The 20,292-nt window shown below is 70.5% G+C and carries 21 protein-coding genes; 8 read left to right on the forward strand and 13 right to left on the reverse strand.

Features of this window, described 5'->3' with window-relative positions:
• Positions 1–69 precede the first annotated feature (69 nt).
• Positions 70–1,203, reverse strand: a complete 1,134-nt coding sequence (locus J5Y10_RS22075; protein ID WP_209376283.1) for an aldo/keto reductase — start codon at positions 1,201–1,203, stop codon at positions 70–72.
• 35 nt (positions 1,204–1,238) lie between these two features.
• Here J5Y10_RS22075 and J5Y10_RS22080 point away from each other — a divergent pair, with 35 nt between their 5' ends.
• A complete protein-coding gene (locus J5Y10_RS22080) occupies positions 1,239–1,913 on the forward strand; it encodes a TetR/AcrR family transcriptional regulator (protein ID WP_209376284.1) in 675 nt (224 codons plus the stop codon).
• Between the two features lie 234 nt (positions 1,914–2,147).
• Entirely contained in the window at positions 2,148–3,416 is a 1,269-nt protein-coding gene (locus J5Y10_RS22085; RefSeq protein WP_209376285.1) for an ABC transporter substrate-binding protein, read from the forward strand.
• An 80-nt stretch (positions 3,417–3,496) separates the two neighbouring features.
• Here the strand turns inward: J5Y10_RS22085 and J5Y10_RS22090 are convergent, their stop codons facing one another.
• A complete protein-coding gene (locus tag J5Y10_RS22090; protein ID WP_209376286.1) occupies positions 3,497–4,156 on the reverse strand; it encodes an aspartate/glutamate racemase family protein in 660 nt (219 codons plus the stop codon).
• A gap of 92 nt (positions 4,157–4,248) precedes the next feature.
• Here J5Y10_RS22090 and J5Y10_RS22095 point away from each other — a divergent pair, with 92 nt between their 5' ends.
• The gene (locus J5Y10_RS22095; protein WP_209376287.1) at positions 4,249–5,277 is read left to right on the forward strand and encodes a tagatose 1,6-diphosphate aldolase; all 1,029 of its coding nucleotides are present in this window, start codon (positions 4,249–4,251) and stop codon (positions 5,275–5,277) included.
• On the opposite strand, the gene J5Y10_RS22100 is transcribed toward J5Y10_RS22095, so the two are convergent.
• The 5 genes from J5Y10_RS22100 to J5Y10_RS22120 are packed head-to-tail and all read right to left on the reverse strand — an operon-like array spanning position 5,265 to position 9,032.
• Positions 5,265–6,167 carry a PfkB family carbohydrate kinase gene (locus J5Y10_RS22100; protein ID WP_209376288.1) on the reverse strand — a complete coding sequence of 301 codons (903 nt, stop codon included), beginning with the start codon at positions 6,165–6,167 and terminating at the stop codon, positions 5,265–5,267. The genes J5Y10_RS22095 and J5Y10_RS22100 overlap by 13 nt on opposite strands.
• Before the next feature lie 5 nt (positions 6,168–6,172).
• The gene (locus tag J5Y10_RS22105; RefSeq protein ID WP_209376289.1) at positions 6,173–6,964 is read right to left on the reverse strand and encodes a transporter substrate-binding domain-containing protein; all 792 of its coding nucleotides are present in this window, start codon (positions 6,962–6,964) and stop codon (positions 6,173–6,175) included.
• Between the two features lie 25 nt (positions 6,965–6,989).
• Positions 6,990–7,727, reverse strand: coding sequence for an amino acid ABC transporter ATP-binding protein (locus J5Y10_RS22110; RefSeq protein ID WP_209376290.1), 738 nt, complete (start codon positions 7,725–7,727; stop codon positions 6,990–6,992).
• Positions 7,696–8,361 carry an amino acid ABC transporter permease gene (locus tag J5Y10_RS22115; RefSeq protein ID WP_209376291.1) on the reverse strand — a complete coding sequence of 222 codons (666 nt, stop codon included), beginning with the start codon at positions 8,359–8,361 and terminating at the stop codon, positions 7,696–7,698. Before J5Y10_RS22115 ends, J5Y10_RS22110 begins: the two co-directional genes overlap by 32 nt.
• Positions 8,361–9,032, reverse strand: a complete 672-nt coding sequence (locus J5Y10_RS22120; RefSeq protein WP_209376292.1) for an amino acid ABC transporter permease — start codon at positions 9,030–9,032, stop codon at positions 8,361–8,363. Before J5Y10_RS22120 ends, J5Y10_RS22115 begins: the two co-directional genes overlap by 1 nt.
• Before the next feature lie 109 nt (positions 9,033–9,141).
• On the opposite strand from J5Y10_RS22120, the gene J5Y10_RS22125 reads away from it, so the two are divergent.
• Positions 9,142–9,951 (forward strand): MurR/RpiR family transcriptional regulator, encoded by an 810-nt coding sequence (locus tag J5Y10_RS22125; RefSeq protein ID WP_209376293.1) that lies wholly within the window; start codon positions 9,142–9,144, stop codon positions 9,949–9,951.
• A gap of 115 nt (positions 9,952–10,066) precedes the next feature.
• Here J5Y10_RS22125 and J5Y10_RS22130 read toward each other — a convergent pair whose 3' ends face one another.
• Positions 10,067–10,900 carry an SDR family oxidoreductase gene (locus J5Y10_RS22130; RefSeq protein WP_209376294.1) on the reverse strand — a complete coding sequence of 278 codons (834 nt, stop codon included), beginning with the start codon at positions 10,898–10,900 and terminating at the stop codon, positions 10,067–10,069.
• 229 nt (positions 10,901–11,129) lie between these two features.
• On the opposite strand from J5Y10_RS22130, the gene J5Y10_RS22135 reads away from it, so the two are divergent.
• On the forward strand, positions 11,130–11,876 hold the full coding sequence (locus J5Y10_RS22135; RefSeq protein WP_209376295.1) for an SH3 domain-containing protein: 747 nt from the start codon (positions 11,130–11,132) through the stop codon (positions 11,874–11,876).
• Positions 11,877–12,033: 157 nt separating this feature from the next.
• A complete protein-coding gene (locus tag J5Y10_RS22140) occupies positions 12,034–12,471 on the forward strand; it encodes a hypothetical protein (protein ID WP_209376296.1) in 438 nt (145 codons plus the stop codon).
• Between the two features lie 39 nt (positions 12,472–12,510).
• Here J5Y10_RS22140 and J5Y10_RS22145 read toward each other — a convergent pair whose 3' ends face one another.
• Both J5Y10_RS22145 and J5Y10_RS22150 read right to left on the reverse strand, forming a co-directional pair.
• Complete coding sequence (locus J5Y10_RS22145; protein WP_209376297.1) at positions 12,511–13,482, reverse strand: tripartite tricarboxylate transporter substrate binding protein; 972 nt, start codon at positions 13,480–13,482, stop codon at positions 12,511–12,513.
• A gap of 33 nt (positions 13,483–13,515) precedes the next feature.
• Complete coding sequence (locus J5Y10_RS22150) at positions 13,516–14,292, reverse strand: GntR family transcriptional regulator (RefSeq protein ID WP_209376298.1); 777 nt, start codon at positions 14,290–14,292, stop codon at positions 13,516–13,518.
• 102 nt (positions 14,293–14,394) lie between these two features.
• Between J5Y10_RS22150 and J5Y10_RS22155 the strand changes: the two genes are divergently transcribed.
• A complete protein-coding gene (locus J5Y10_RS22155) occupies positions 14,395–15,168 on the forward strand; it encodes an SDR family NAD(P)-dependent oxidoreductase (RefSeq protein WP_209376299.1) in 774 nt (257 codons plus the stop codon).
• Positions 15,169–15,280: 112 nt separating this feature from the next.
• On the opposite strand, the gene J5Y10_RS22160 is transcribed toward J5Y10_RS22155, so the two are convergent.
• The 3 genes from J5Y10_RS22160 to J5Y10_RS22170 all read right to left on the reverse strand — a co-directional run bounded on the left by J5Y10_RS22160 (position 15,281) and on the right by J5Y10_RS22170 (position 19,728).
• Positions 15,281–17,230, reverse strand: coding sequence for an alpha/beta hydrolase domain-containing protein (locus J5Y10_RS22160; protein ID WP_209376300.1), 1,950 nt, complete (start codon positions 17,228–17,230; stop codon positions 15,281–15,283).
• A gap of 448 nt (positions 17,231–17,678) precedes the next feature.
• The gene (gene dinB, locus J5Y10_RS22165) at positions 17,679–18,749 is read right to left on the reverse strand and encodes a DNA polymerase IV (protein ID WP_209376307.1); all 1,071 of its coding nucleotides are present in this window, start codon (positions 18,747–18,749) and stop codon (positions 17,679–17,681) included.
• Between the two features lie 487 nt (positions 18,750–19,236).
• Entirely contained in the window at positions 19,237–19,728 is a 492-nt protein-coding gene (locus tag J5Y10_RS22170; protein WP_245214965.1) for a MarR family winged helix-turn-helix transcriptional regulator, read from the reverse strand.
• Positions 19,729–19,801: 73 nt separating this feature from the next.
• On the opposite strand from J5Y10_RS22170, the gene J5Y10_RS22175 reads away from it, so the two are divergent.
• The gene (locus J5Y10_RS22175) at positions 19,802–20,176 is read left to right on the forward strand and encodes a nuclear transport factor 2 family protein (RefSeq protein WP_209376301.1); all 375 of its coding nucleotides are present in this window, start codon (positions 19,802–19,804) and stop codon (positions 20,174–20,176) included.
• Positions 20,177–20,292 lie beyond the last annotated feature (116 nt).

The raw sequence follows: 20,292 nt of genomic DNA on the forward strand, positions 1-20,292 counted from the left end.
GGCCGGGCACGCCTTCTCCGAAGGGCCGCTGGGAGTGACGGGCCGCGTAGGCGCGCGCGAAAGTGTCGGTCAGCCCTCCCAGAGGCTTGCTTGCGATGAACGCCGCACCCTGCTGCCGCCGAACACGACCTGTTGCCGCATCGCCGGTCGGGAGGGTCCGTAGATCAGGCGCGGCTCGGCCGGTGCGCTGGCGGAGTCCAGTGCGGCGAGGTGCTGGGGCGAGAGCGCGAGGTCGAGCGCCGCCACGTTGTCGGCCACCTGGGCGGCCCGGCTGACCCCCATCAGCGTCGATGCAACGCCGGGGCGCGCCATGACCCAGGCCAGCGCGACGCGGGCCGGCGACTGCCCGACCTCCTCCGCCACCCGGCGCACCGCCTCCACGATGTCCCAGTTGCGCGGGGAGAAAAGGCTGTCGCCGAACGGGTTGGCGCCGTCCAGGCGCTTGTCGCCGGCCGGCCGCTTCTCTCCGGCACGGGCCGCGTCCTTCGGCAGGCCCGCCCCGCGCTGCGGGGCCGCCTCGATGGCGGCACGGTCGTACTTGCCGGTCAGCAGCCCGTAGGCAAGCGGCGACCAGGGCACCATTCCCATGCCGAACTCGGCCGCGAGCGGGATGTGCTCGTCCTCCACCTCCCGGTTCACGAGGGAGTAGAAGTACTGCAGGGCGATCGGCCCCGGCAGGCCGCGCAGGGAGGCAAGGGTCGCGAGCTTGGCGACGTACCAGGCGGGCGTGTTCGACAGGCCCCAGTAACGGATCTTCCCGGACCTCACGAGGCCCGCCATCGTTTCCAGCAGCTCCTCCGCGGGGGTGACTCCATCCCAGACATGGACCCAGTAGAGATCGATGCTGTCCGTCCCGAGACGGCGGAGCGAACCTTCGATCGCGGCATGGACGTGCTTGGCCCCGTTGCCCCCGGCATGCGGCCCATTGCCCGTCGCGAAGCCTGACTTGGTCGCGAGGACAACCTGGTCACGGAGACCCCGATCGGAGAGGAAACGGCCGATCATCGCCTCGCTCTCGCCACCGGCATAGACATCCGCCGTGTCGATGAAGTTCCCGCCGGCTTCGACATAGGCGTCGAAGACCGCGCGGCTTCCCCGCTCGTCCATGCCCCAGCGCGACGTCCCGAAGGTCATGGTGCCGAGCGCGAAAGGGCTGACGCCAAGGCCCGAGCGGCCGAGGGTGCGGTAGTCGTCAAGGGACATGCCGGGATTTTCCGTATCGATCGATATGAAACTCCTTGGACCTCTTGCCCGGGAAGGTCAAGAATTTCATATTGATCGATATGAAAGACGCTGACCCACCGTCGCGCCGGAGGACGGGACGCCCTCTCTCCTTCGATCGTGAGGCCGCGCTGGAGCAGGCCATGCTCCTCTTCTGGCGTCACGGCTACGAGGCGACATCGCTGGCAGAGCTGACCAGGGCCATGGGCGTGACATCGCCGAGCATCTATGCCGCCTATGGGGACAAGAAGGGCCTGTTCCGGGAAGCGGTCGCACGCTACCTCGCCCAGCCCCTGCCACCGGCCGACATGGTCGCGCAGGCCGAGGACGCCACCGCGGCGGCCCGCTGGCTGCTCGAGGGCGCGGCGGCGATGTTCACCGGCGAGGCGACTCCACCGGGCTGCCTCCTGGCCAGTTCCGCCATCGCGGTTTCCGTCGAGGCGGACGACGTGCGCCGCGAACTGGCGGCTATCCGCCTGGGCGTCGAGGCGGCTTTGAGGGACAAGATTCTCGCGGACATGGCGTGTGGCAGGCTGCCCGCGGAGACCGATGCCGTAACCCTGGCCGCCTACGTCACCTCCGTCATCCAGGGTCTCTCGACATTGGCGCGCGACGGTGCGCCGCGCGAGAAACTGATGAAGGTGGCTCGCTTCGCGCTCTCTGCCTGGCCCGCGCGATCCGTCCGGACCTGACGGTATCCTGCTGCACGGCTCGCCTTCCATGACCCTCCTGAACCACCGGCCTTGTCCTGCCAGCGAAATGGGGGGCTACACCGCCCGCTGATCTTCCGACACGCTGCTCCACCCGGACCGGGTCGCCCGGGCTACCGGGCGCCGCGTGCGGGGCGGGGGCGGGACCCTCCTCCCTTCCGCGCTCCGGCAATGCGGCCCTGAGAAGCAAGAAACACGAGCGGAGGAGACGGAGAGATGGTGGAAAGGGATCAGGGCCTTGGCCGGCGCGCCCTGCTGGGGACGGGGCTGGGCGCGGGGGCGCTGCTGGCGGGGGCGGGAACGGCCGGGCGCGCGCGTGCCCAGGGCGGACAACCGGCCATCCGCATCGGTTTCCTCACGGACCTGTCCGGTCCCTACAAGGACATCACGGGTGAGACGGGCGCCATCTGCGCGCGCCAGGCGATCGCCGATTTCGGCGCTGCCGAGAAAGGCATGCGCGTGGAGGTGCTGGTGGCCGACCACCAGCACCGCCCGGATGTCGGCATTGGCATCATCCGTGAATGGTTCGATCGCGGCGACGTGGACGTGATCCTGGATGTCGGCAACTCCGCCATCGGGCTGGCGGCCGGCGGCCTTGTGACGGAGCGAAACAAGATCCAGCTGAACACCGGCGCCGCCTCCTCCGACCTGACGGGGAAGTCCTGCAACGCCAACACGATCCACTGGCCCTATGACACCTGGTCCAACGCCAACTCCGCCGCGCAATCGCTGCTGAGTTCCGGCGGCAACCGCTGGTTCTTCGTCACGGCCGACTACGCCTTCGGCAAGGCCATGCAGGCCGACGCCACGCGGATCGTGGAAGCGGGCGGCGGGCAGGTCGTGGGATCGGCGGTGCATCCCTTCCCCGGCACCACCGATTTCTCCTCCTACCTCGTCCAGGCGCGTGCGCGACGGGCGAACGTGGTCGCCTTCGCCAATGCCGGGGCGGATACGCTGAACTGCGTGAAGCAGGCGGCCGAGTTCGGGCTGGCGCGCTCCGGCATCCGCCCCGCGGCGCTGGTCGCCTTCATCCAGGACATCAAGGCGCTCGGCCTGGATGTGGCACAGGGCCTGACGATCAGCGAGAGCTTCTACTGGGACCTGAACGACCGCACCCGCGCCTTCACGGAGCGGCTGAAGCCGCGCCTGACGAACGGGGGCATGCCGAACATGGACCATGCCGCCGCCTATTCCTCCACCTTGCACTACCTGAAGGCCGTATCGGAACTGGGTGTCGCCCGCGCCAAGGCGGACGGGCGCGCGGTGGTGGCCACCATGAAGGCCATGCCCACCGAAGACGACTGCTTCGGGCGCGGGAGTGTCCGCGCGGACGGGCGCAAGATCCACCCCATGTATCTCTTCGAGGCCAAGAAGCCCTCCGAGAGCACGGGGCCGTGGGATCTCCTCAAGCTGGTCGGCACCACCCCTGCAGACCGGGCTTTCCGCCCCCTGTCCGAGGGCGGCTGCTCGCTGGTGACGAACTAGTCTCAAGGCGGGCGTGGCGGGTTGCGCCGCCACGCCCTTCGCCTGGACCTTCTTGAGGGACAGGCGCCGAAGATGGGCCGCTAGTCCTCCCGCAGTGCGGCCGCGATGGCTTCCATCAGCAGGGGCGGGCTGGCGAGGACGGGCGTGGCGAGCGCGGCGTCCAGGTCCGGCTGGAGATGAGCCAGCGAGGCCTGGGCGAGCACGAGGACGTCCACACCCTGCCCGAGCTCGCGGGCCGCTTCGCGGATGATGGCGTCGTGCCGTTCCCGGTCCCCGGCCATGAGGGCGGTATAGGCATCGGGCTTCACCAGCGGCGTGATCGTCACGTCGCGCCCCTGGCCGGCCGCGTGCGCGCGCAGCAGCGCCGTGCTCGGCTCGACCGTGCTGGAGGCGGTGCAGAGCAGGCCGATGCGCGGCCCGCGGCGGACCGCCTCGGCCGCCATGGGATCGTCGATCTTCAGCACGGGCTGCGGGACGATCTGGCGCGCGATGTCCACGGCCGGGGAGGTGGAGGAACAGGTGACGACGATGAGGTCCGCCCCCGCCTCCGCGGCGAGGACGACCTGGGACACCACGCGCCGGTAGACCAGCGGCTTCGGCGCGCCGCGCAGCAGGTCCTGCAGCAGGCTCTCGTTCAGGATGTGGAAGCTGTCGGCTTCCGGATGGGCGGCGCGCATCCGCTCCCGGAAGCTCTCCACCAGGAAACCGACGGTGTGGATGAAGCCGACCCGCTTCGCCATGGACCCCTCCCGAAGGATATGGACTATTTATTCCATTCTTCCATATTTGGAAAATATGCGCCACAACGATGCGACCGGCACGGGGGGAAACGATGCGGATTTCGGCAGGCAAGCTCTGGTCGCTGCGGCGGCTTTCCGACCGGCGCGGCTTCTTCACGATGATCGCGGTGGACCAGCGCCCGGGCGTCGAGCAGCTGGTGGCCGAGCGCCATGGCAGCCCTGACTGGGAGGAGATCGGCAAGATCAAGCGCCTGCTGATCGAGGAGCTCTCGCCCCACGCCTCGGCCATGCTGCTGGATCCGCAATACGCCTATCCCTACGCGCACCTGGCCGTGGATCCCGCCCGTGGCCTGCTCATCACGCTGGAGCAGTTCGCCTGCGAGGAAGGGCCAGGTGGGCGGAAGACGCTGATCTACCCGGGCTGGTCGGTCGCCAAGATCAAGCGGCTGGGGGCGGATGGGGTGAAGCTGATGCTCTGGTACCGCCCGGACGCCTCCCCGGAGGTGCTGGCCCACCAGCACGCCCTGGTGGAGAAGGTCGGGCGCGAGTGCCGGGAGCACGACATCGCCTTCCTGCTGGAACCGCTGGTCTATCCGCTGGGCGGCAGCGCCGCCGGTGATTCCTACCACGAGGATTCCGGCAAGCGGCCGGAGATGGTGATCGCGACCGTCGAGGAGTTCCGCAAGGAGCGCTACGGCGTGGACATCTTCAAGCTGGAGACGCCCATCGCTGCCAAGGTGATTGTCGATCCCGACGACGGCAGCGCGGAGGCGGCGCAGACGCAGGACTGGTTCAACCGCATCGACGCCATGCTGGACCGCCCCTGGGTGATGCTCTCCGCAGGCGCGGCGATGGAGCCCTTCCGTCGCATTCTCACCTACGCCTTCCGCGCGGGGGCCAGCGGCTATCTGGCGGGGCGCGCGATCTGGTGGCCGGCCGCGCTGGAATACCCGGACTGGGACGCCTTCCGCACCCGGGTGCGGGAGCACGGCCTGCCCTATGTCTCGCTGGTGCAGTCCCTGCTCGCGCAGCACGGCCGGCCCTGGGCCACCAAGCCCGCCTTCGCGGGGGGGCTGGCGCTGGAAGGCGGGCGGGACTTCCTGCAGACCTACCAGGGCTGAGCCAGGAGGGCCTCGACCTCCGGCCGGGACGGGACGCCCGCCCGGCCGCCGGGGCGGGTGCATTTCAGCGTCGCCGCCGCCACGGCGAGGCGGGCCGCTTCGGCCACTTTCATCCCCTCGGCAAGGCCGAGCGCGTAGGCGCCGTGGAACACGTCGCCGGCGCCCAGCGTGTCCACCACCGCCACCGCCGGCGGGCGCAGGTGGTGCAGCGTTTCCCCATCCATCCAGAAGTAGCCCTGCGGCCCCGCGGTCACGCCGAGCATCACGCCCTGCAGGCGCCGCCGCAGCGCGCGCAGCCCCGCCTCGGGATCCTCCTCGCCGGCATGGTGCCGCAGCGCCGGTTCCGAGAAGATGACGTGCCCGGCCATGCCGATCAGCGCGGCCGCCTCGGGCAGGGGGGCGAGATCGGCGTCCAGCACGGAGGGGATGCCATGGTCCCGCGCGAGGGAGAGGGCGCGGGCCCCGCCGAGCGGCCATCCCATGTCCACCAGCACCGCGCCGCAGCCCCGGATCCCTTCCCGATCGATCCAGTCGGGCGCCACCTGCAGGTTGCGGCCGGGGAAGTTCAGGATCAGCCGCTCCCCCGCCGCATCCACGGCCACGGCGGACCAGGCAGATTGCGCGTCCGGAAGCTCCGCGACTCCCGCGATGTCGACGCCGTAGCGCGCCAGCTCCGCGCGGATGACCCGCCCTGTGTCGTCCGCGCCGACGCGGCCGAAAAGCCGGGCCTCGCCACCCAGCGCCGCGATGGCAACGGAGGCGGTGGCGGCGGGGCCGCCTCCGGCCTCCGCCACCGCCGTCGCATAGAGCTTCGTCGCCTGGGTCGGGAGGGACGGCACCGACAGGATGCGGTCGTGCACCGTCATCCCGACGCAGGCGACCGTTGCCATGCGGATCAGGCATCCGCCAGGGGCAGCAGGTCCACGCCGGTGTAGCGCTTGAAGGCTTCCGCCAGCCGCCCGTCCGCCTTGGCCTTGTCGATGAAGCCGTTGACGGCGCGGTGCAGCTCCTCGCTGCCATGGCGCATACCGATGCCGATCATCTGCGTGCCGAGGGAGAGCTTCTTCTCGTAGTTCCGGCCGGGCTGCAGCCGGTTGGTCTGGGCGGGGATGAGGAAGCCGGTCGCGCAGGCATCCACCTGGCGGGACATCAGCGCCTGGATGGTGCTGGCGTCGTTGTCGTATCGCATCATGACCGCGCCCGGCGCCTTCTCCACCACGATCGGGTCCTGGATCGCGCCGCGCACGACGGAGACGCGCTTGCCGCGCAGGTCCTCGAAGCTGCGGATCTCAGTAGCCTGCGGCGCCATGATCACGCTCTCCTGCGCGCAGTAGGGCTTGGAGAAGAGGATCTGCTCGGCGCGCTGCGGGGTGATGGTCAGCGTGGCCATCACCAGGTCGGCCTTGCCCGTTAGGATGAACGGGATGCGGTTCTGGCTGGTGACGGGCACCAGCTCCATCGGCACGCCGAGATCCTGGGCCAGCATTTTGCCGGCCGTAATATCGTAGCCGTCCGGCTGCATGGACGTGTCCAGCATGCCCCAGGGCGGGTTGTTGGTGTCCATCGCGATCAACAGCTTGCCGCGCCGCTTGATGGCGTCGAGCGTCACCGCGGCGGGCTGCGCGCGGGCTGGAACGGCGGCAAACGGCAGGAGCGGCGCGAGGGCCAGCAGGCTGCGGCGGTTCATGGTTCTATCCTCCCTTTGTACGATTTTAATCCCGGACGCTGACGGCCCGGACGAACTGGATGAGCTCCGGCGACCGGGGCCGCTCGAAGATCTCGGCCGGCGTGCCCTCCTCGTGCACGCGCCCGGCATGCATGAAGATCACGCGGCTGGCGGCGCGGCGCGCGAAGCTCATCTCGTGCGTGACCAGCAGCATGGTCATGTGCCGGGCGGCGAGGTCCTGCACCACCTCCAGCACCTCGCCCACCATCTCCGGGTCGAGGGCGGAGGTGATCTCGTCGCAGAGCATCACCTTCGGCTTCAGGCCCAGCGCGCGCGCGATGGCCACGCGCTGCTGCTGCCCGCCGGACAGGGCGGAGGGATAGGCGTCGGCCCGCGGGGCAAGGCCGACGCGCTCCAGCAGCGTCTGGGCCATGGCCTGTGCTTCCGCCTTGCCGCGGCCGAGCACCACGGTCTGCGGCAGGACCACGTTCTCCCGCGCCGTCAGATGCGGGAAAAGGTTGAAGCTCTGGAACACCATGCCGACGTCCTGGCGCAGCGCCCGCAGGGCCTTCGGGTCGCGGCTGACCTTGTGGCCGGCAACGGTGATGCTGCCGCCCTCGATCGTCTCCAGCCCGTTGATGCAGCGCAGCAGGGTGCTCTTGCCCGAGCCGCTGCGGCCGAGGATGGCCACGACCTCGCCGGCGGCGATGTCGAGCGACACGCCATCCAGCACGGTCTGGCTGCCGTAGCGCTTATGCAGTGACTGGACCTGGACGATCGACATGCAGCCTCTTCTCCAGCCGGCGGCTGAGCAGGGTCAGGGGGAAGCATAGGATGAAGTAGATGGCCGCTGCGACGAGGTAGACGCTGATCGGCTGGAAGGTGAGATTGTTCACGAACTGCGAGGCCTGGGTCAGCTCCTGGAAGCCGATGATCGAGGCGAGCGAGGTGTTCTTGATGATCTGCACCATGAAGCCCACCGTGGGCGGAATCGCGATGCGGATGGATTGCGGCACGATCACGTGGCGGAACTGTTCCATCCGAGTGAAGCCGAGCGCGGCGGAGGCCTGCCACTGGCCGCCCGGCACCGCCTCGATCGCGCCCCGCCAGATCTCCCCGAAATAGGCGCCGGCATAGCAGGAGAGGGCGACGGTGACGGCGAAGTAGGCGTTCTGGCCCAACCCCGTCAGGGCCAGCCCGAAGAACACGAGGAAGAGCAGCATCAGCAGCGGCGTGCACTGGAACAGCAGGATCCAGGCCCGCGCGAAGCCGCTGGCGAGCCGGTTGCCGGAGACGCGCATGAAGGCGAGCAGCAGCCCCAGCGCCCCGCCGCCGAGATAGGCGATGAGCGACAGGAACACCGTCCAGCGCGCCGCCTGGAGCATGAAGAGGAATTCGGGGGTGCCGAAGCTGCGCATCACAGGCGCCCCCGGCGCGCGAACCAGGCCATGTCCAGCCACGCGAAGAGCAGCTTCATCGCGAAGGCGATGGCCAGGTAGATGAGGGTGACGACGATATAGACCTCGAAGGGCCGGAAGGTCTCCGTCTCCAGCACGTGGCCCACCGCCGTCAGCTCCTCCGCCGAGACGGTGGAGACGACGCTGGAGCCGAGCATGACGAGGATGAACTGGCTGCCCAGCGCCGGCGCCGCCACGCGCAGCGCGGGGAAGAGGACGATGTGGCGGATGATGTCCATTGTAGAGAAGGCCAGCGCCCGCGCGGCCTCGATCTGCCCGCGCGGAACCGCCATGATGCCGGCGCGGATGATCTCCGTGGTATAGGCGGCACAGTTGATGGACATGCCGATCAGCGCGGCCGTGACCGGATCCAGTGAGATGCCGATCGAGGGAAGGCCGAAATAGATGAGGAAGAGCTGGATCAGGAAGGGCGTGTTGCGGATCACCTCGACATAGGCGCCGATGAGCCGGTCAGCCCAGCGCCCTCCGAAGCCGCGCAGCACGGCGAAGAGGGTGCCGAAGACCAGCCCGGCCACCATCGCCGCCGCCGAGAGCTGCACGGTCAGCCAAGCGCCCTTCGCGAGCAGGCCGAGGCTCGCGAAGACCACCCCGAACTGGAATGTGTACTCCATTCTTTCCTGGTTTCCTTCCCGGCGCCGAGGCTAGACCGATGAAGAAGATATTTCAACTTTGGGTTTATGGAAAATTGGTTCCATCGGGGCGGGAAGGATGAGGCGTGCCATGACACCGGATGCCCGGCGCGACAGCCTGCTGGACGAGCTCAGGCAAAGGCACGCGGGTCTCAGCCCCCGTCTGCAACAGGCCGCACGGCATGTCCTGGACCATCCGAACCAGGCCGCGCTGAGCACGGTCACGGAGCTGAGCGCGGCGGCCGGGGTGCAGCCCTCGACCCTCATCCGCCTGGCCCAGGCGCTGGGCTTCCCCGGTTTTTCCGACATGCAGAAGGTGCTGGTGGATGCGCTGGCGACCGCATCGTCGAGCTACGGCGAAAGGGTGCACCAGCTCCGTGCGGCTGGGGCGGGGGAGGGCGCGACGGGCCTGCTGCGACAGGCGGGAGAGCTGAACCAGATCTCGCTGCAGAACCTGATCGACACGGTCGATCCAGCCGCCCTGGACCGTGCCGTCGCCATCCTGGCGGCCGCCCCGCTGGTGCACGTCGTCGGGCAGAGGCGTTCCCATCCTGTGGCCGGCTATATCGCCTATGGCCTGACCCGCTCCGGCAAGGCGGCCCGGCTGCTGTCCGGTGCGGCCGGCATGCTCCGGGACGAGGTCGAGACGATGCGCCCGGGCGACGCGCTCGTCGTCATCAGCCTGCACCCCTATTCCGAGGAGGCGATCAACGCCGCGGCCTGGGCATCGGCGCACGGCGTTTCCGTGGTGGCGCTGTCCGACGGGCCACTCAGCCCGCTCCTCGCTTCCGCTTCGGTCTCCCTTGACGTCAGGGATGCGGAACTCTTCGGCTTCCGTTCCCTGGTGGCACAGATGTGCCTGGCGCAGGTCCTCGTCCTCGGCGCGCTGCAGGCCCCGTAGGTCGGCGGAGACGGCGGGAGCCAGGGTTCGGAACGGCGCTTCGGCGCACCGGAACCGCCGGCGGCCGGCCTGGAGAAGGTTTCAGCCGGTCGCCGATGCGCCTTGCTTCCCGCGTTCAGCCCTCGTCGTCGAGGTAGTAGCGATGCCCGGTCATGACGTGCTTTCCACCGTCGATCGGCAGAACCGCCCCGGTCGTGTAGGAGCCGCCCCTGCCGCAGAGGAAGAGCAGCGCGGCCGCGATATCCTCCGCCCGCCCAAGCCGCCGCATGGGGACGCCGGCTTCCGTGCGCGCGCGCGCCTCGGCGCTGGCGGTCGCGAAAGCCATCATGCGGGTCTCGAAGGGGCCTGGCGCGAGGGCGTTGACGGTGATGTGCCGCTCCACCAGCTCCTGGGCCAGGATGCGCGTGAGGTGGTGCACGGCGGCCTTCGATGCGGCGTAGGAATAGGCGCGGTTCCCCATGGGCTGCGTGCCCATGACGGAGCCGAGATTGATGATGCGCGCCGGGTCGTCCGCGGTCCCCGCCGCGCTCAGCATCGGCAGAAGCGCCTGGGTCAGGCTGAACAGGCCGGCGACGTTGACGGACATCACCGATTCCCAGGCCTTGAAGGGGAAGGACCCCATCGGCGCTCCCCAACTCCGGCCCGCATTGTTCACGAGGATATCCAGCCGCGCCGCGCGCTCCCCTATGGCCGTGGCCAGGGCCTGCACGCCCGCCTCGCTTCCCACATCCCCGGCCATGCCCTCGGCATGCCCTGCCGCCCCCAGGCCGTTCAACGCCTCGGCAACCGCAGCACAGGTCTCCCCCTTACGCGAGGCGATCAGCACCGTCGCCCCGGCGCGGACCAGGGCTTCCGCGATGATGCGGCCGATGCCCGTGCCGCCGCCCGTCACCAGCGCCGTCTTGCCGGACAGAGAGAAAAGGCTTTCGAGGTAACCCGCATTCGTCATGGCAGACGCTCCCGATCGGTGGGCGAACTCGCTAACAGCGCCGAAGGCTGGCCGGGGATGCTCCGCCACGCAGGTCGGCGGCATCCGCGGTTCCGCCAAACGCCGGGACCGCCGGCTCCGAGCAGCGGCAAGGCGCCGGGTGGAACAAGCCGGCGGAGATCATCAGATATCCCGGCCCCACCATCTCGCCCACTCCCTCGTATCGATCCCCACCGCGAAAGGCAGATGCATGCGCCTGAGGCTTGTAGCGTCCTTGTTGCTGACCCTGCTGACGGCGGCCTGCGACGATGCGGAGACGAAGAGGAGGCGCCTCCAGGCCGAACAGGCGGCGCGCGTGGCAGCGGAGGCCGGGACCGCGAGCCGGGCGGCGGAGGAGCGGCTGCGCGCGACCGCCCGCAACATCACGCCGGCCGCCCGGCTCAGGGGCGTGACCGCGCACCGGCAGGCCCTGGGCGGCTACGCCGTCTGCGGGCAGGTGAACCTCACCGGCGCCATGGAGGACCCGTACCTGCCCTTCGTCTCCGTCGTCAGCGCGAACGGTGAACGGATCGAGCAGTTCGTCGCCACCGGCAGCGCGGAGGCCACCCGAACCTATGTGGAGACGAACACCCGCTGCTTCGACGGAGGCGGACCGACCTCCGCCCGTTCCGTCCTGCCGCTCCCGCCCGTGCCCGACACGGCGGCGACGGCGCCCGCGGCCGCGCCACCGCCGCCTGCGCCAGGGGCGGCCGGATCGGCACCGCCGCCGGCCCAGCCGGCTTCGCCCGCCGGGAGCATGCCCGCGCAGGGATCGGTCACGACGACCGCCGCCCACCCGGTCAACCTCCGGAGCAACCCGGCCGGGGGCGGCGCGGTGCTGCGCGTGGTGCCGAGAGGGACGAGGCTCCGGGTCTTCGCGGAGGCACCAGGCGGGTGGTACCAGGTCGGGGAGACCGAGCCGATGGGATGGATCCACGGCTCCATGCTCGAGCGCTGAGGGGCCGGCCGGGCTGGGATGGTCTCCTCCGGCCTCTCACCCGTCGCCATCACGCCGGTGGATGCCGGGCCGGCGCATCGACCGGGTGGCGCGGCCGGCATTTCCCGCACGGTGGGATCGCACTATGGCTGGCGCCCGTTCCGCCCAGGAGGTTCCGATGCCCGAGCATCAAGCCGCAGTCCCCCCATCGACGGGAGGTGTTCAGGTCAGCCTCGACGCGCTTCCCGTGAGCCGTCTGGAGGAGGCGGTGCTCGCCATCACGGCGAGGATGGACGAGTTGCGGGCCGCTGCCGCCGAGCAGAGATTGCGGGCCGATGGCCTCGAACGGCAGGTGGCAGCGTTCGAGCAGCAGCTCGCCATCGCCGAGGCGAAGCTCGCGGTGGAGACGATGCATTCCGCGGGCCTGGCGGCGCAGGCATCCCACCTGCTGGCCGTCGCCGTCGAGGCGGGCGTGCCCGCCCTGCAGAAACTGATCGGAGGGGATGAGGCCGGAGAGGTGCCGAAAGGCCGTCTGGCGCAGATCTACGACGAGGCCTTCGACGCCAAGGGGGCCGATCTCGGCATCGAGGAGCCCGGCCGGTTCCGGGAGGCCTGAAGGGCCGCCAGCACGCTGGCGACCCGGGTCAGATCGGCGTCATTGCCGCTCGATGCCGGCCTCGGCGACCACCTGCTGCCACTGCCGGATCTGGCCGGCCACGAAGGACTGCATGGCATCGGGCGTGCTCGGGCTGGCGCGGGAACCGAGTGTGGCCAGGGTTTTCTGCACCTCGGGTAGCGCCAGTACCTTCGTCAGCTCCGCATGGAGTCGCTCGATGATCGGGGCGGGGGTTTCGGCCGGGGCGACCAGCCCGACCCAGGAGACGACCTCGAAGCCCGGCACGCCCTCACCGACCGGCGGTGCATCCAGCCCGGGCCAGGCGGCGGCACTGGTGACGCCCAGCGCCCGGGCAGAGCCGGCGCGGATGGCGCCGCCGGCCACGGTGATGGAATCCACCATCAGGTCGATGCGGCCGGTCAGCAGGTCTGTCAGCGGCTGGGTCCCGCCGCGGTAGGGCACATGTGCCAGACGGATGCCGGCCATCTGCGCCAGCAACTCGCCCGTGAGGTGCTGCGTGGAGCCGACCCCGACGGAGCTGAAGGTGATCTCGCCCGGGCGGGCACGCGCCGCGACGATCAGATCGGCCATGCTGCGGATGGGACCGTCCGCACGGGTGGCGACGACGAAGGGGAAGACGGAAACGGTGGAGATGAAGGCGAAGTCCTTCACCGGGTCGAAGCGCAGGTTGCGGTAGACGGCGGCGGAGACGGCGTGACCGCCCGTGAGAAGACCGAGGGTGTAGCCGTCCGGCCTCGCGCGGGCGACGTACTCGCTGGCGATGTTGCCGCCCGCGCCGGTGCGCGCCTCCACGACCACGGGCTTGCCCAGCGCCTCGGAGAGTGGGGCGGCGATGACGCGGGCGATGGTGTCCGCGTTGCCGCCGGCGCCGAAACCCTGGACGATCTGGACCGGGCGGTCCGGCCAGGCCTGCTGCGCGGCGGGCTGGGCCGAGGCCACGCCGATGGCGAGACAGGCGGCCGCGAGGGCCGTGATGACGATGTTTTTCATGTTTCCTCCTTGTTGGACTTGGGCGCGGCTGGGCTAGGGCGGGCGGCGTTCCTCGCGCGGCGGCACGTCGAAGCTGACGCGGAAACGGAAGCGGTCGCCGCGGTACTGAATCTGCGCGAGGTCGATCACCCGGCCCGTGTCGTCGAAGGTGGTGCCGGTGACGAGCAGGATCGGGCTGAGCAGCGGCACGCCGAGCAGGCGCGCCGCCTCCGGCGAGGCGAGGCCTGCCTCCACCGTGTCCTCGATGCGGGCGACGGGAAGGTTCAGGGCGTCGCGCAGCACGCGGGTCATCGGCCATTTCGCCAGCCGCTGCGCGGGCACGCGGCGGCCGATCTCCGGCGGCATCCAGTTCACGGCCAGGCTCACCGGGGCACCGCCCTGGTGACGGAGGCGGCGGAACATCGCCAGCCGGTCCAGGCCGGGGAAGCGCGCCGAGAGCTCGGCGGGAACGGGCACCTCGGTGCGTTCGAGCAGCTCCGATTCCTCGGCCTGCTGCTGCGCGAACAGGGACTCGAGCGTGCCTGCGAGTTCGAGCGGCGCGCCGAGCGCGGCGTCCGGGTTGATGAAGGTGCCGCGGCGGCGGTGGCGGGAGATGAGGCCCTGGCCTTCCAGCCAGGCCAGGGCTTCCCGCAGGGTGACGACGCCGACGCCGTAGTGCCGGGCCAGCGCTTCCTCCGTGGGAAGGCGCAGGGGCGCGTCGGCCGCGCGGCCGCGCACGGTCTGCAGCAGGTGCTGCGCCACCTGGTACCAGAGGGGGATATGCTGGCTCAGCTCGGCCGGGGCGGGGCTGAGGAGCGGGATCCCGCTCATGCCCGCACCATCTCGTTTCCTTTCATGTCGGGAAGGATAGGGGGATTGCCGACGCGTCCGCAATCCTCCTAGTCGTAGAAGGATTAGCGGAGGAAAAACGGCATGGGCGAGCTTCGTGCGGGTGGGCTGGGCGTGTACCCGCTGGCCGGGAAGGTGGCGGTGGTCACCGGCGGCAGCAGCGGGATCGGCGCGGCGACGGCGCGGCGCCTGGCGGAAGGTGGCGCGCGGGTCGTGATCGGTTACGGCGCCGGGCGGGAGCGGGCAGAGGCGCTGGCGGCGGAGCTGCCGGGCGAGGAACACCTGCCGCTGCACCTGCCGATGGAGAGCAGCGCGGCCCTTCGTGCGGCGGCGGCCGAGGTGGAGCGGCGCTTCGGGCGGGCCGACGTGCTGGTGAACTCCGCCGGCACCACCAAGCCTGTGCCGCACGCGGACCTGGAGGCGATGGATGACGAGAGCTTCGACCGCATCCTCATCACCAATGTTCGCGGCCCCTTCGCCACCATCCGCGCCTTCGCGCCGCTGCTCCGGCGCGGCGGGGATTCGGTGATCGTCAACGTCTCCTCCCTGTCCGGCAGCACCGGGCTTGGCAGCAGCATCGCCTACTGCGCCTCCAAGGCGGCGCTGGACACGATGGGGCTCTCGCTGGCCCGCGTGCTGGGGCCGGAGATCCGGGTGCTGGGCGTCTCACCCGCGGCGGTGGCAACGGATTTCGTGCCCGGGCGCGGGCGCGCGGCGGTGGAGAAGCAGGCCGCCACCACGCCGCTGCGGACCGTGGCGGAGGCGGACGACGTGGCGCTGGCGATCCTCTCCGCGATCACGCATCTGCGGTTGAGCACCGGCACCAACATCGTGGTGGATGGCGGGCGCCACCTGTAGCCAGGCCTGGCGGGAGTCGGCATGGGGCGGCGAAGCGCCACCCCATTGCCTGGCCGCCGGAAGGCTGCCCAGCGATCGGGATGTGAGGAGCGGGCGCGCGACCACCTGCCTGTCAGCGCAACTGGGCCAGCCGCCCCTCCTGAGCCCGCGCGATGAGCGCCTCGGCATCGGCTGGAAGCAGCAGCCGCTCCGCCACCGCATCCGCTGCCGCGCGCCGCACGGCGGCGACGTAGGCCGGGTCGTCCACGTAGCGCTCCGCGATGGAGGGGCGGGGATCGCCGGCTGCCGTCCGGGCCTCCCTCGTCGCCGCGAAGGGGACCACCGCGCCCTGCAGCGGGTAGAGCGCCGCCGGGCCGAAGCCCTCGGCCCGCGGGTTCCAGCCGGTGTAGCTCGCCCGCGGCACGGCCAGTTGCAGGGCCCGCACCCCCGCCACGGCCATGCCGTCCACATCGAGCCGGGGCACGAAAACGGGGTAACGCCCGACCTCGCGTGGCGGCATGACGGACTGGTCCGAATAGGCAGCCGGTGTGTGGATGCCCGCATAGGGCAGGCCGGGGATGGGCGCCGGCATCGCTGCAACGGCAGGCACCAGCGTGCCGTGGGCCCGCATCGGCACGCGGCTCGCCGGCGGCTCCCGCCCCTCGGCGAGCCAGCTCTCCATCGCCGCCAGAAGCGCGCGCATGGGCGGGCCCGCATGCATCGGGTTCGTCGGCAGGGCGGCCGCCTCGATCCGTCCGGCCGTTCCGCCCGGCGCCTCGAAATGCGACGTGCCCGCGATCATGTAGGCGCGCACGTCGGACGGCAGGTCGATATGGCGTCCGGCCGTGTCCGTCACGAGGAGCGAGGCGCGCGAGGCCCACCACTCATGCTCGCTGTCGCTCTGCATCACCTTCGGGCAGGTGGAGGAGAGGCGGCAGCGCAGCAGCAGCCCGTCGCGGCGGCCGGAGAGCGGGTCGTCCAGCACGGCATAGGTGAAGGGGAAGGTATCGGCCTGCCAGGCCGGGTCCTGCGGGTGGCGGGCATTCCGGCCGGGCTGGCCGAACCGGACATTGGTTGCCATGCGCCGCGCCCCGGCCACGTGTGGCATCAACCCGTCGAAGACGACCCGCCCCTCCGTATCCTCGTTGAAGCCGAGATGGAGGAAGTCCCGCAGGAAGCGGCCGGACTGGGAGACGCCGAAGCCGATCGCCCGCTGCACGGCCGGGCGCCCGCCAACCGCCAGAGGATTGGCCGGAGACCCGTCGCGGCGCAGGAAGGAGACCACGTCCCGCACGGCGGCGAAGCCGGTGCCCAGCACCGCAGGATCGCGGCCGGTGTAGGTCACCTCGTAGAGCGCGCCCGCGTCGAAGCCCTGGGCGGGCCGGGACACCTCGATGCGCCGCTCGTCCACGGCCCGGGCGGAAAGCCCCTCCGGCATCTGGCGCGGGTCGGACCAGACCTGGCGCACGGTCACCTTCAGGCTCGCCGGATCCGCCAGCGGCCAGGAGAGGGTGGCGGAGGCGGGGTTGCGGGTGTTGTCGAAGACGAACTCCTCCCGCACCGTCCCGGTCACGCCGCGCAGCACGGGCGCGGCCAGGGCGAGCTGGCCTGGGGCGGAGGGGATGTCGGCCTGCCAGCCCACCCACACCATCGTCGTGCCGCGCCCGGCCAGGAACCCGATCCCGGCATCCTCGGCGGTGGCGAGATTGTTGGCGCCGGGCTGTGGCGCATCGTCGAAGAGCTGCGGCGCGAGCTTCCGGCCGCGGTTCGGCGCGTCCAGCAACAGGGTTCCGCTCCCGCGCGCCGGATCGGCCGGGCGCAGGATCACCACATCGGCCGTCGCCTCCACGCGCCCCTCCGCGTTGCGCGGCGCCTGGCCGAGATCGGCGATGACGGCGTTGCGCGGATCGGTGGGGTCGAGGGCGAGGGTCGCCCGGCCGGTGATGCGGCGATAGGCGCCCACATCCCCGAAGCTGCGCCCCGCGAAAGCGGGCACGTCCTCCGTCACTTCGAAGCGGGTCACCTCGGCCAGCGCGGGTGTCGCAACGGCGAGCAGCCCCGCCAGCACGGCCAGTCGCCGCATGAACGCCTCCCCCGACTATTTTGGGGGAGGATCGGCTGGCCGGCGCGGATGATCAAGGGCGCCGGGGCAACCCCGTGCCGATTGGTCAACAGCCCCCGCATTCTCTTCCTCGTCAACATCCGACCGTGCTGCGGCGGCGCCGGCATGATGGGCCGATGGTGAAATCGTGCAGCCTCCTGCGCGGCGCGCTCGGCATCGCGAGCCTGCCCGGTATCCGTGCCCTCGCCGGCAAGGTCTCCGCCTGCGAACCGGAACTGCCCGACCTGTCCCGCTACCTGGAACGGGATGCGTCGCACGCCCTGGTCGCAACACCCCTCAGCGCCCCCGCTCTGGAGCGGCCGGTCCTCCATGCCTTCGATGAGACCTTTCCCGCCGATATCCGGGGCTGGAACGCGGAACGGGAGCCGGGCCTGGAGAAGGTCCGGGCCGCCGCCAGGACCTGGACCGCTCAGCCCAGGTCCAGGCTCGGCTGGGCCGGATCGCCGGCATCCGCCGCGAAACCGGAAACGGTGACACCCAGCAGCCGCACCGGCCTGGCCAGCGGGAAGGTGGCGCGGAGGAGGGTCAACGAGACCTGGCGCAGGTCGGCGCCGCTGGCGACGGGCGCGGGCAGGGTGCGGCTCCGGGTGATCTGGCGGAAGTCGCTGTAGCGGAGCTTGACGGTCACCGAGCGCCCGAGCGTGCCGCTGCGCTCGCACCAGTCCCAGACCTCATCGGCCAGCGCCAGCAGCCCTACCTCCACCTCTCCGGGCGTGGCGAGGTCGCGGTCGTAGGTCGTCTCGGAGCCGGAGGACTTGCGGGGGCGGTCGGGCACGACGGGCCGCTCGTCGACGCCGCGGGCGATGGCGTGGAAGTGGGCGCCGGCCTTGCCGAAGTGCTCGGTGAGAAAGGGAAGGCTCTGCTCGCGCAGGTCCCGGCCGGTGCGGATGCCGAGAGCCTCCATCCGGGCCGCCGTGGCCGGGCCGACGCCGTGGAAGCGTGACACCGCGAGGCCCTCGACGAAGCCCGGCCCCTGCTCGGGCGTGATGACGTACATGCCGTCGGGCTTGCGCATGTCGCTCGCCATCTTGGCGAGGAACTTGTTGTAGGAGACCCCTGCCGAGGCGGTGAGGCCGGTGCGGGCGCGGATCTCGGCGCGGATGGCACGGGCGACGGCGGTGGCCGTGGGCAGGCCATGGCGGTTCACGGTCACGTCGAGATAGGCCTCGTCGAGCGAGAGCGGCTCGACCAGCGGCGTGTGGCCGAGGAAGACCTCGCGGACGATGGCGGAGACCTCGCGGTAGCGCTCAAAGCGCGGCGGCACGAAGACGAGCTCCGGGCAGAGCCGGGCGGCGGTACGGGAGGGCATGGCCGAGCGCACGCCGAAGGCGCGGGCCTCGTAGCTCGCGGCCGCCACCACGCCGCGCTCGCGCGAGCCGCCCACCGCCAGCGGCCGGCCCCGCAGCGCCGGGTCGTCGCGCTGCTCGACCGAGGCATAGAAGGCGTCCATGTCCACATGGATGATCTTGCGAGACACGATCGGGCGCCCGGTGCGGTTTCGCTGTGCGTGTTGCCCTTGGGCATAGCACGACGCCACGTCCCGCGCAGCCGGTCGCCATCGGTGACCTGGCGAGCGGAGTGGGGATGCTGACGACGCATGTCCACGGCGTGGACAATCGGCACCCAGCGCTCGGTCTCCTCGCTGAAGAACCGTGCCACCCGGTCCGACGACCCCGACATGGGCGTGAGGTCGATGGCCGCGAGGCGCCCGCGCACCTCCGGCCGGAGTGGCGCTGAGCCTTGGCTAATCGGTGGCCTGACTCAGCCAGGTGGAGCGCGGTCTCTCCTCCCCGCCGATCCGGGAACTCGTGCGGTCCGCCGATCTGCTGGAAGTGGACTTCCTCGCCCTCGTCAGCCCGGCCGGGGCGGGGGAGGAGGCGTCACCAACTCGCCGGGCGGTTTCGCCAACAAGGCGGAGGGGCAGTCGGTGGTGCTGTGGGTCAACTCACGCCGGTGGCGCCGCAGGGTCAGGGAAGACGCTGCGATGCCTCCGCATGGGTCAGGCGGTCGAGGCTCGTGATCAGCCGCCGGAGCAGGGCAACAAGCTGATCTGCTTCCTCTTCCGTGAAATCACCCAATGCTTCACGGTTGCCCTCGAACAAGGCCGCGATCGCGTTCGGCATCCGCGCCAGGGCGATCTCGGTCAGGGTGATGCGGCTGCTGCGCCCGTCTTTCGGGTCCTGAGAGCGCTGGATGAGACCGTCCCGCTCCATGCGAGCCAGCATCTGCGCCATCGGCGGCTGCTCGATCCTGGCGAAGCGAGCCAGGTCGCGCTGCGTGCTTGCCTTCCCGTCCTGGAGCGCGACCAGGACGGGAAGGTGGCCGACACCGAAGCCCAGGGGCTTGAGACGCGCTTCGCTCAGCCGGGCGAAGCCGCGCGCCGCGAGGCTGATCAGATGTCCGGGTGTCGAAAGCACATCCAACTTCATCAGGGCCCGGTCCTTGCACAGCTCGTTCATCTACTACATATGCGCGTATATGTCGCCTGACGCCCAACCAGGCAAGGCACTTCAACACAGGAACGAGAACCCGATGGATCGTGAGATCGACGTCCTTCAGCGTGTCTACGCCTGCTTCAACGCGCGGGACATCGATGGGGTCCTGGCCGTGCTGACCGAGGACATCGCCTGGGCCAACGGCATGGAAGGCGGCCATGTCGAGGGCCGGGAAGCCGTGCGCGCGTACTGGACGCGCCAGTGGTCCATCGTCAGCCCGCATGTCGAGCCCACGAGCTTTCGCAGGACGACCGATGGGGCGATCTTCGCTGAGGTCCGGCAATCCGTGCGCGCCATCGACGGCAGGCCGCTCCAGGAGCAGGGGCACGGGCTTCGGGACAAGACGGTTGGCCACGTCTTCCACTTCCACGATGGCAAGATCACGCGGTTCGACATTGAGGATGTCGCCTAGGTAGGGAACCCAAACAACTCTCTACGTTCGTTGGCGTTTTTGTCTCCTGATCGGGTTTGGCTGATCAGGAGGTGGACATGGCGCGTTTGTTCTGGCTGTCTGATGAGGCCTGGGCG

Origin of the sequence: Roseomonas indoligenes (assembly GCF_017813365.1) — a bacterium.
Classification (GTDB): domain Bacteria; phylum Pseudomonadota; class Alphaproteobacteria; order Acetobacterales; family Acetobacteraceae; genus Roseomonas; species Roseomonas indoligenes.

Coding starts and splice junctions, on each gene's coding strand:
- J5Y10_RS22075 (WP_209376283.1), bottom strand. CDS start 1,203: ATGTCCCTTGACGACTACCGCACCCTCGGCCGCTCGGGCCTTGGCGTC.
- J5Y10_RS22085 (WP_209376285.1), top strand. CDS start 2,148: ATGGTGGAAAGGGATCAGGGCCTTGGCCGGCGCGCCCTGCTGGGGACG.
- J5Y10_RS22090 (WP_209376286.1), bottom strand. CDS start 4,156: ATGGCGAAGCGGGTCGGCTTCATCCACACCGTCGGTTTCCTGGTGGAG.
- J5Y10_RS22095 (WP_209376287.1), top strand. CDS start 4,249: ATGCGGATTTCGGCAGGCAAGCTCTGGTCGCTGCGGCGGCTTTCCGAC.
- J5Y10_RS22100 (WP_209376288.1), bottom strand. CDS start 6,167: ATGGCAACGGTCGCCTGCGTCGGGATGACGGTGCACGACCGCATCCTG.
- J5Y10_RS22105 (WP_209376289.1), bottom strand. CDS start 6,964: ATGAACCGCCGCAGCCTGCTGGCCCTCGCGCCGCTCCTGCCGTTTGCC.
- J5Y10_RS22110 (WP_209376290.1), bottom strand. CDS start 7,727: ATGTCGATCGTCCAGGTCCAGTCACTGCATAAGCGCTACGGCAGCCAG.
- J5Y10_RS22115 (WP_209376291.1), bottom strand. CDS start 8,361: ATGCGCAGCTTCGGCACCCCCGAATTCCTCTTCATGCTCCAGGCGGCG.
- J5Y10_RS22120 (WP_209376292.1), bottom strand. CDS start 9,032: ATGGAGTACACATTCCAGTTCGGGGTGGTCTTCGCGAGCCTCGGCCTG.
- J5Y10_RS22125 (WP_209376293.1), top strand. CDS start 9,142: ATGACACCGGATGCCCGGCGCGACAGCCTGCTGGACGAGCTCAGGCAA.
- J5Y10_RS22130 (WP_209376294.1), bottom strand. CDS start 10,900: ATGACGAATGCGGGTTACCTCGAAAGCCTTTTCTCTCTGTCCGGCAAG.
- J5Y10_RS22135 (WP_209376295.1), top strand. CDS start 11,130: ATGCGCCTGAGGCTTGTAGCGTCCTTGTTGCTGACCCTGCTGACGGCG.
- J5Y10_RS22140 (WP_209376296.1), top strand. CDS start 12,034: ATGCCCGAGCATCAAGCCGCAGTCCCCCCATCGACGGGAGGTGTTCAG.
- J5Y10_RS22145 (WP_209376297.1), bottom strand. CDS start 13,482: ATGAAAAACATCGTCATCACGGCCCTCGCGGCCGCCTGTCTCGCCATC.
- J5Y10_RS22150 (WP_209376298.1), bottom strand. CDS start 14,292: ATGAGCGGGATCCCGCTCCTCAGCCCCGCCCCGGCCGAGCTGAGCCAG.
- J5Y10_RS22155 (WP_209376299.1), top strand. CDS start 14,395: ATGGGCGAGCTTCGTGCGGGTGGGCTGGGCGTGTACCCGCTGGCCGGG.
- J5Y10_RS22160 (WP_209376300.1), bottom strand. CDS start 17,230: ATGCGGCGACTGGCCGTGCTGGCGGGGCTGCTCGCCGTTGCGACACCC.
- J5Y10_RS22170 (WP_245214965.1), bottom strand. CDS start 19,728: ATGAACGAGCTGTGCAAGGACCGGGCCCTGATGAAGTTGGATGTGCTT.
- J5Y10_RS22175 (WP_209376301.1), top strand. CDS start 19,802: ATGGATCGTGAGATCGACGTCCTTCAGCGTGTCTACGCCTGCTTCAAC.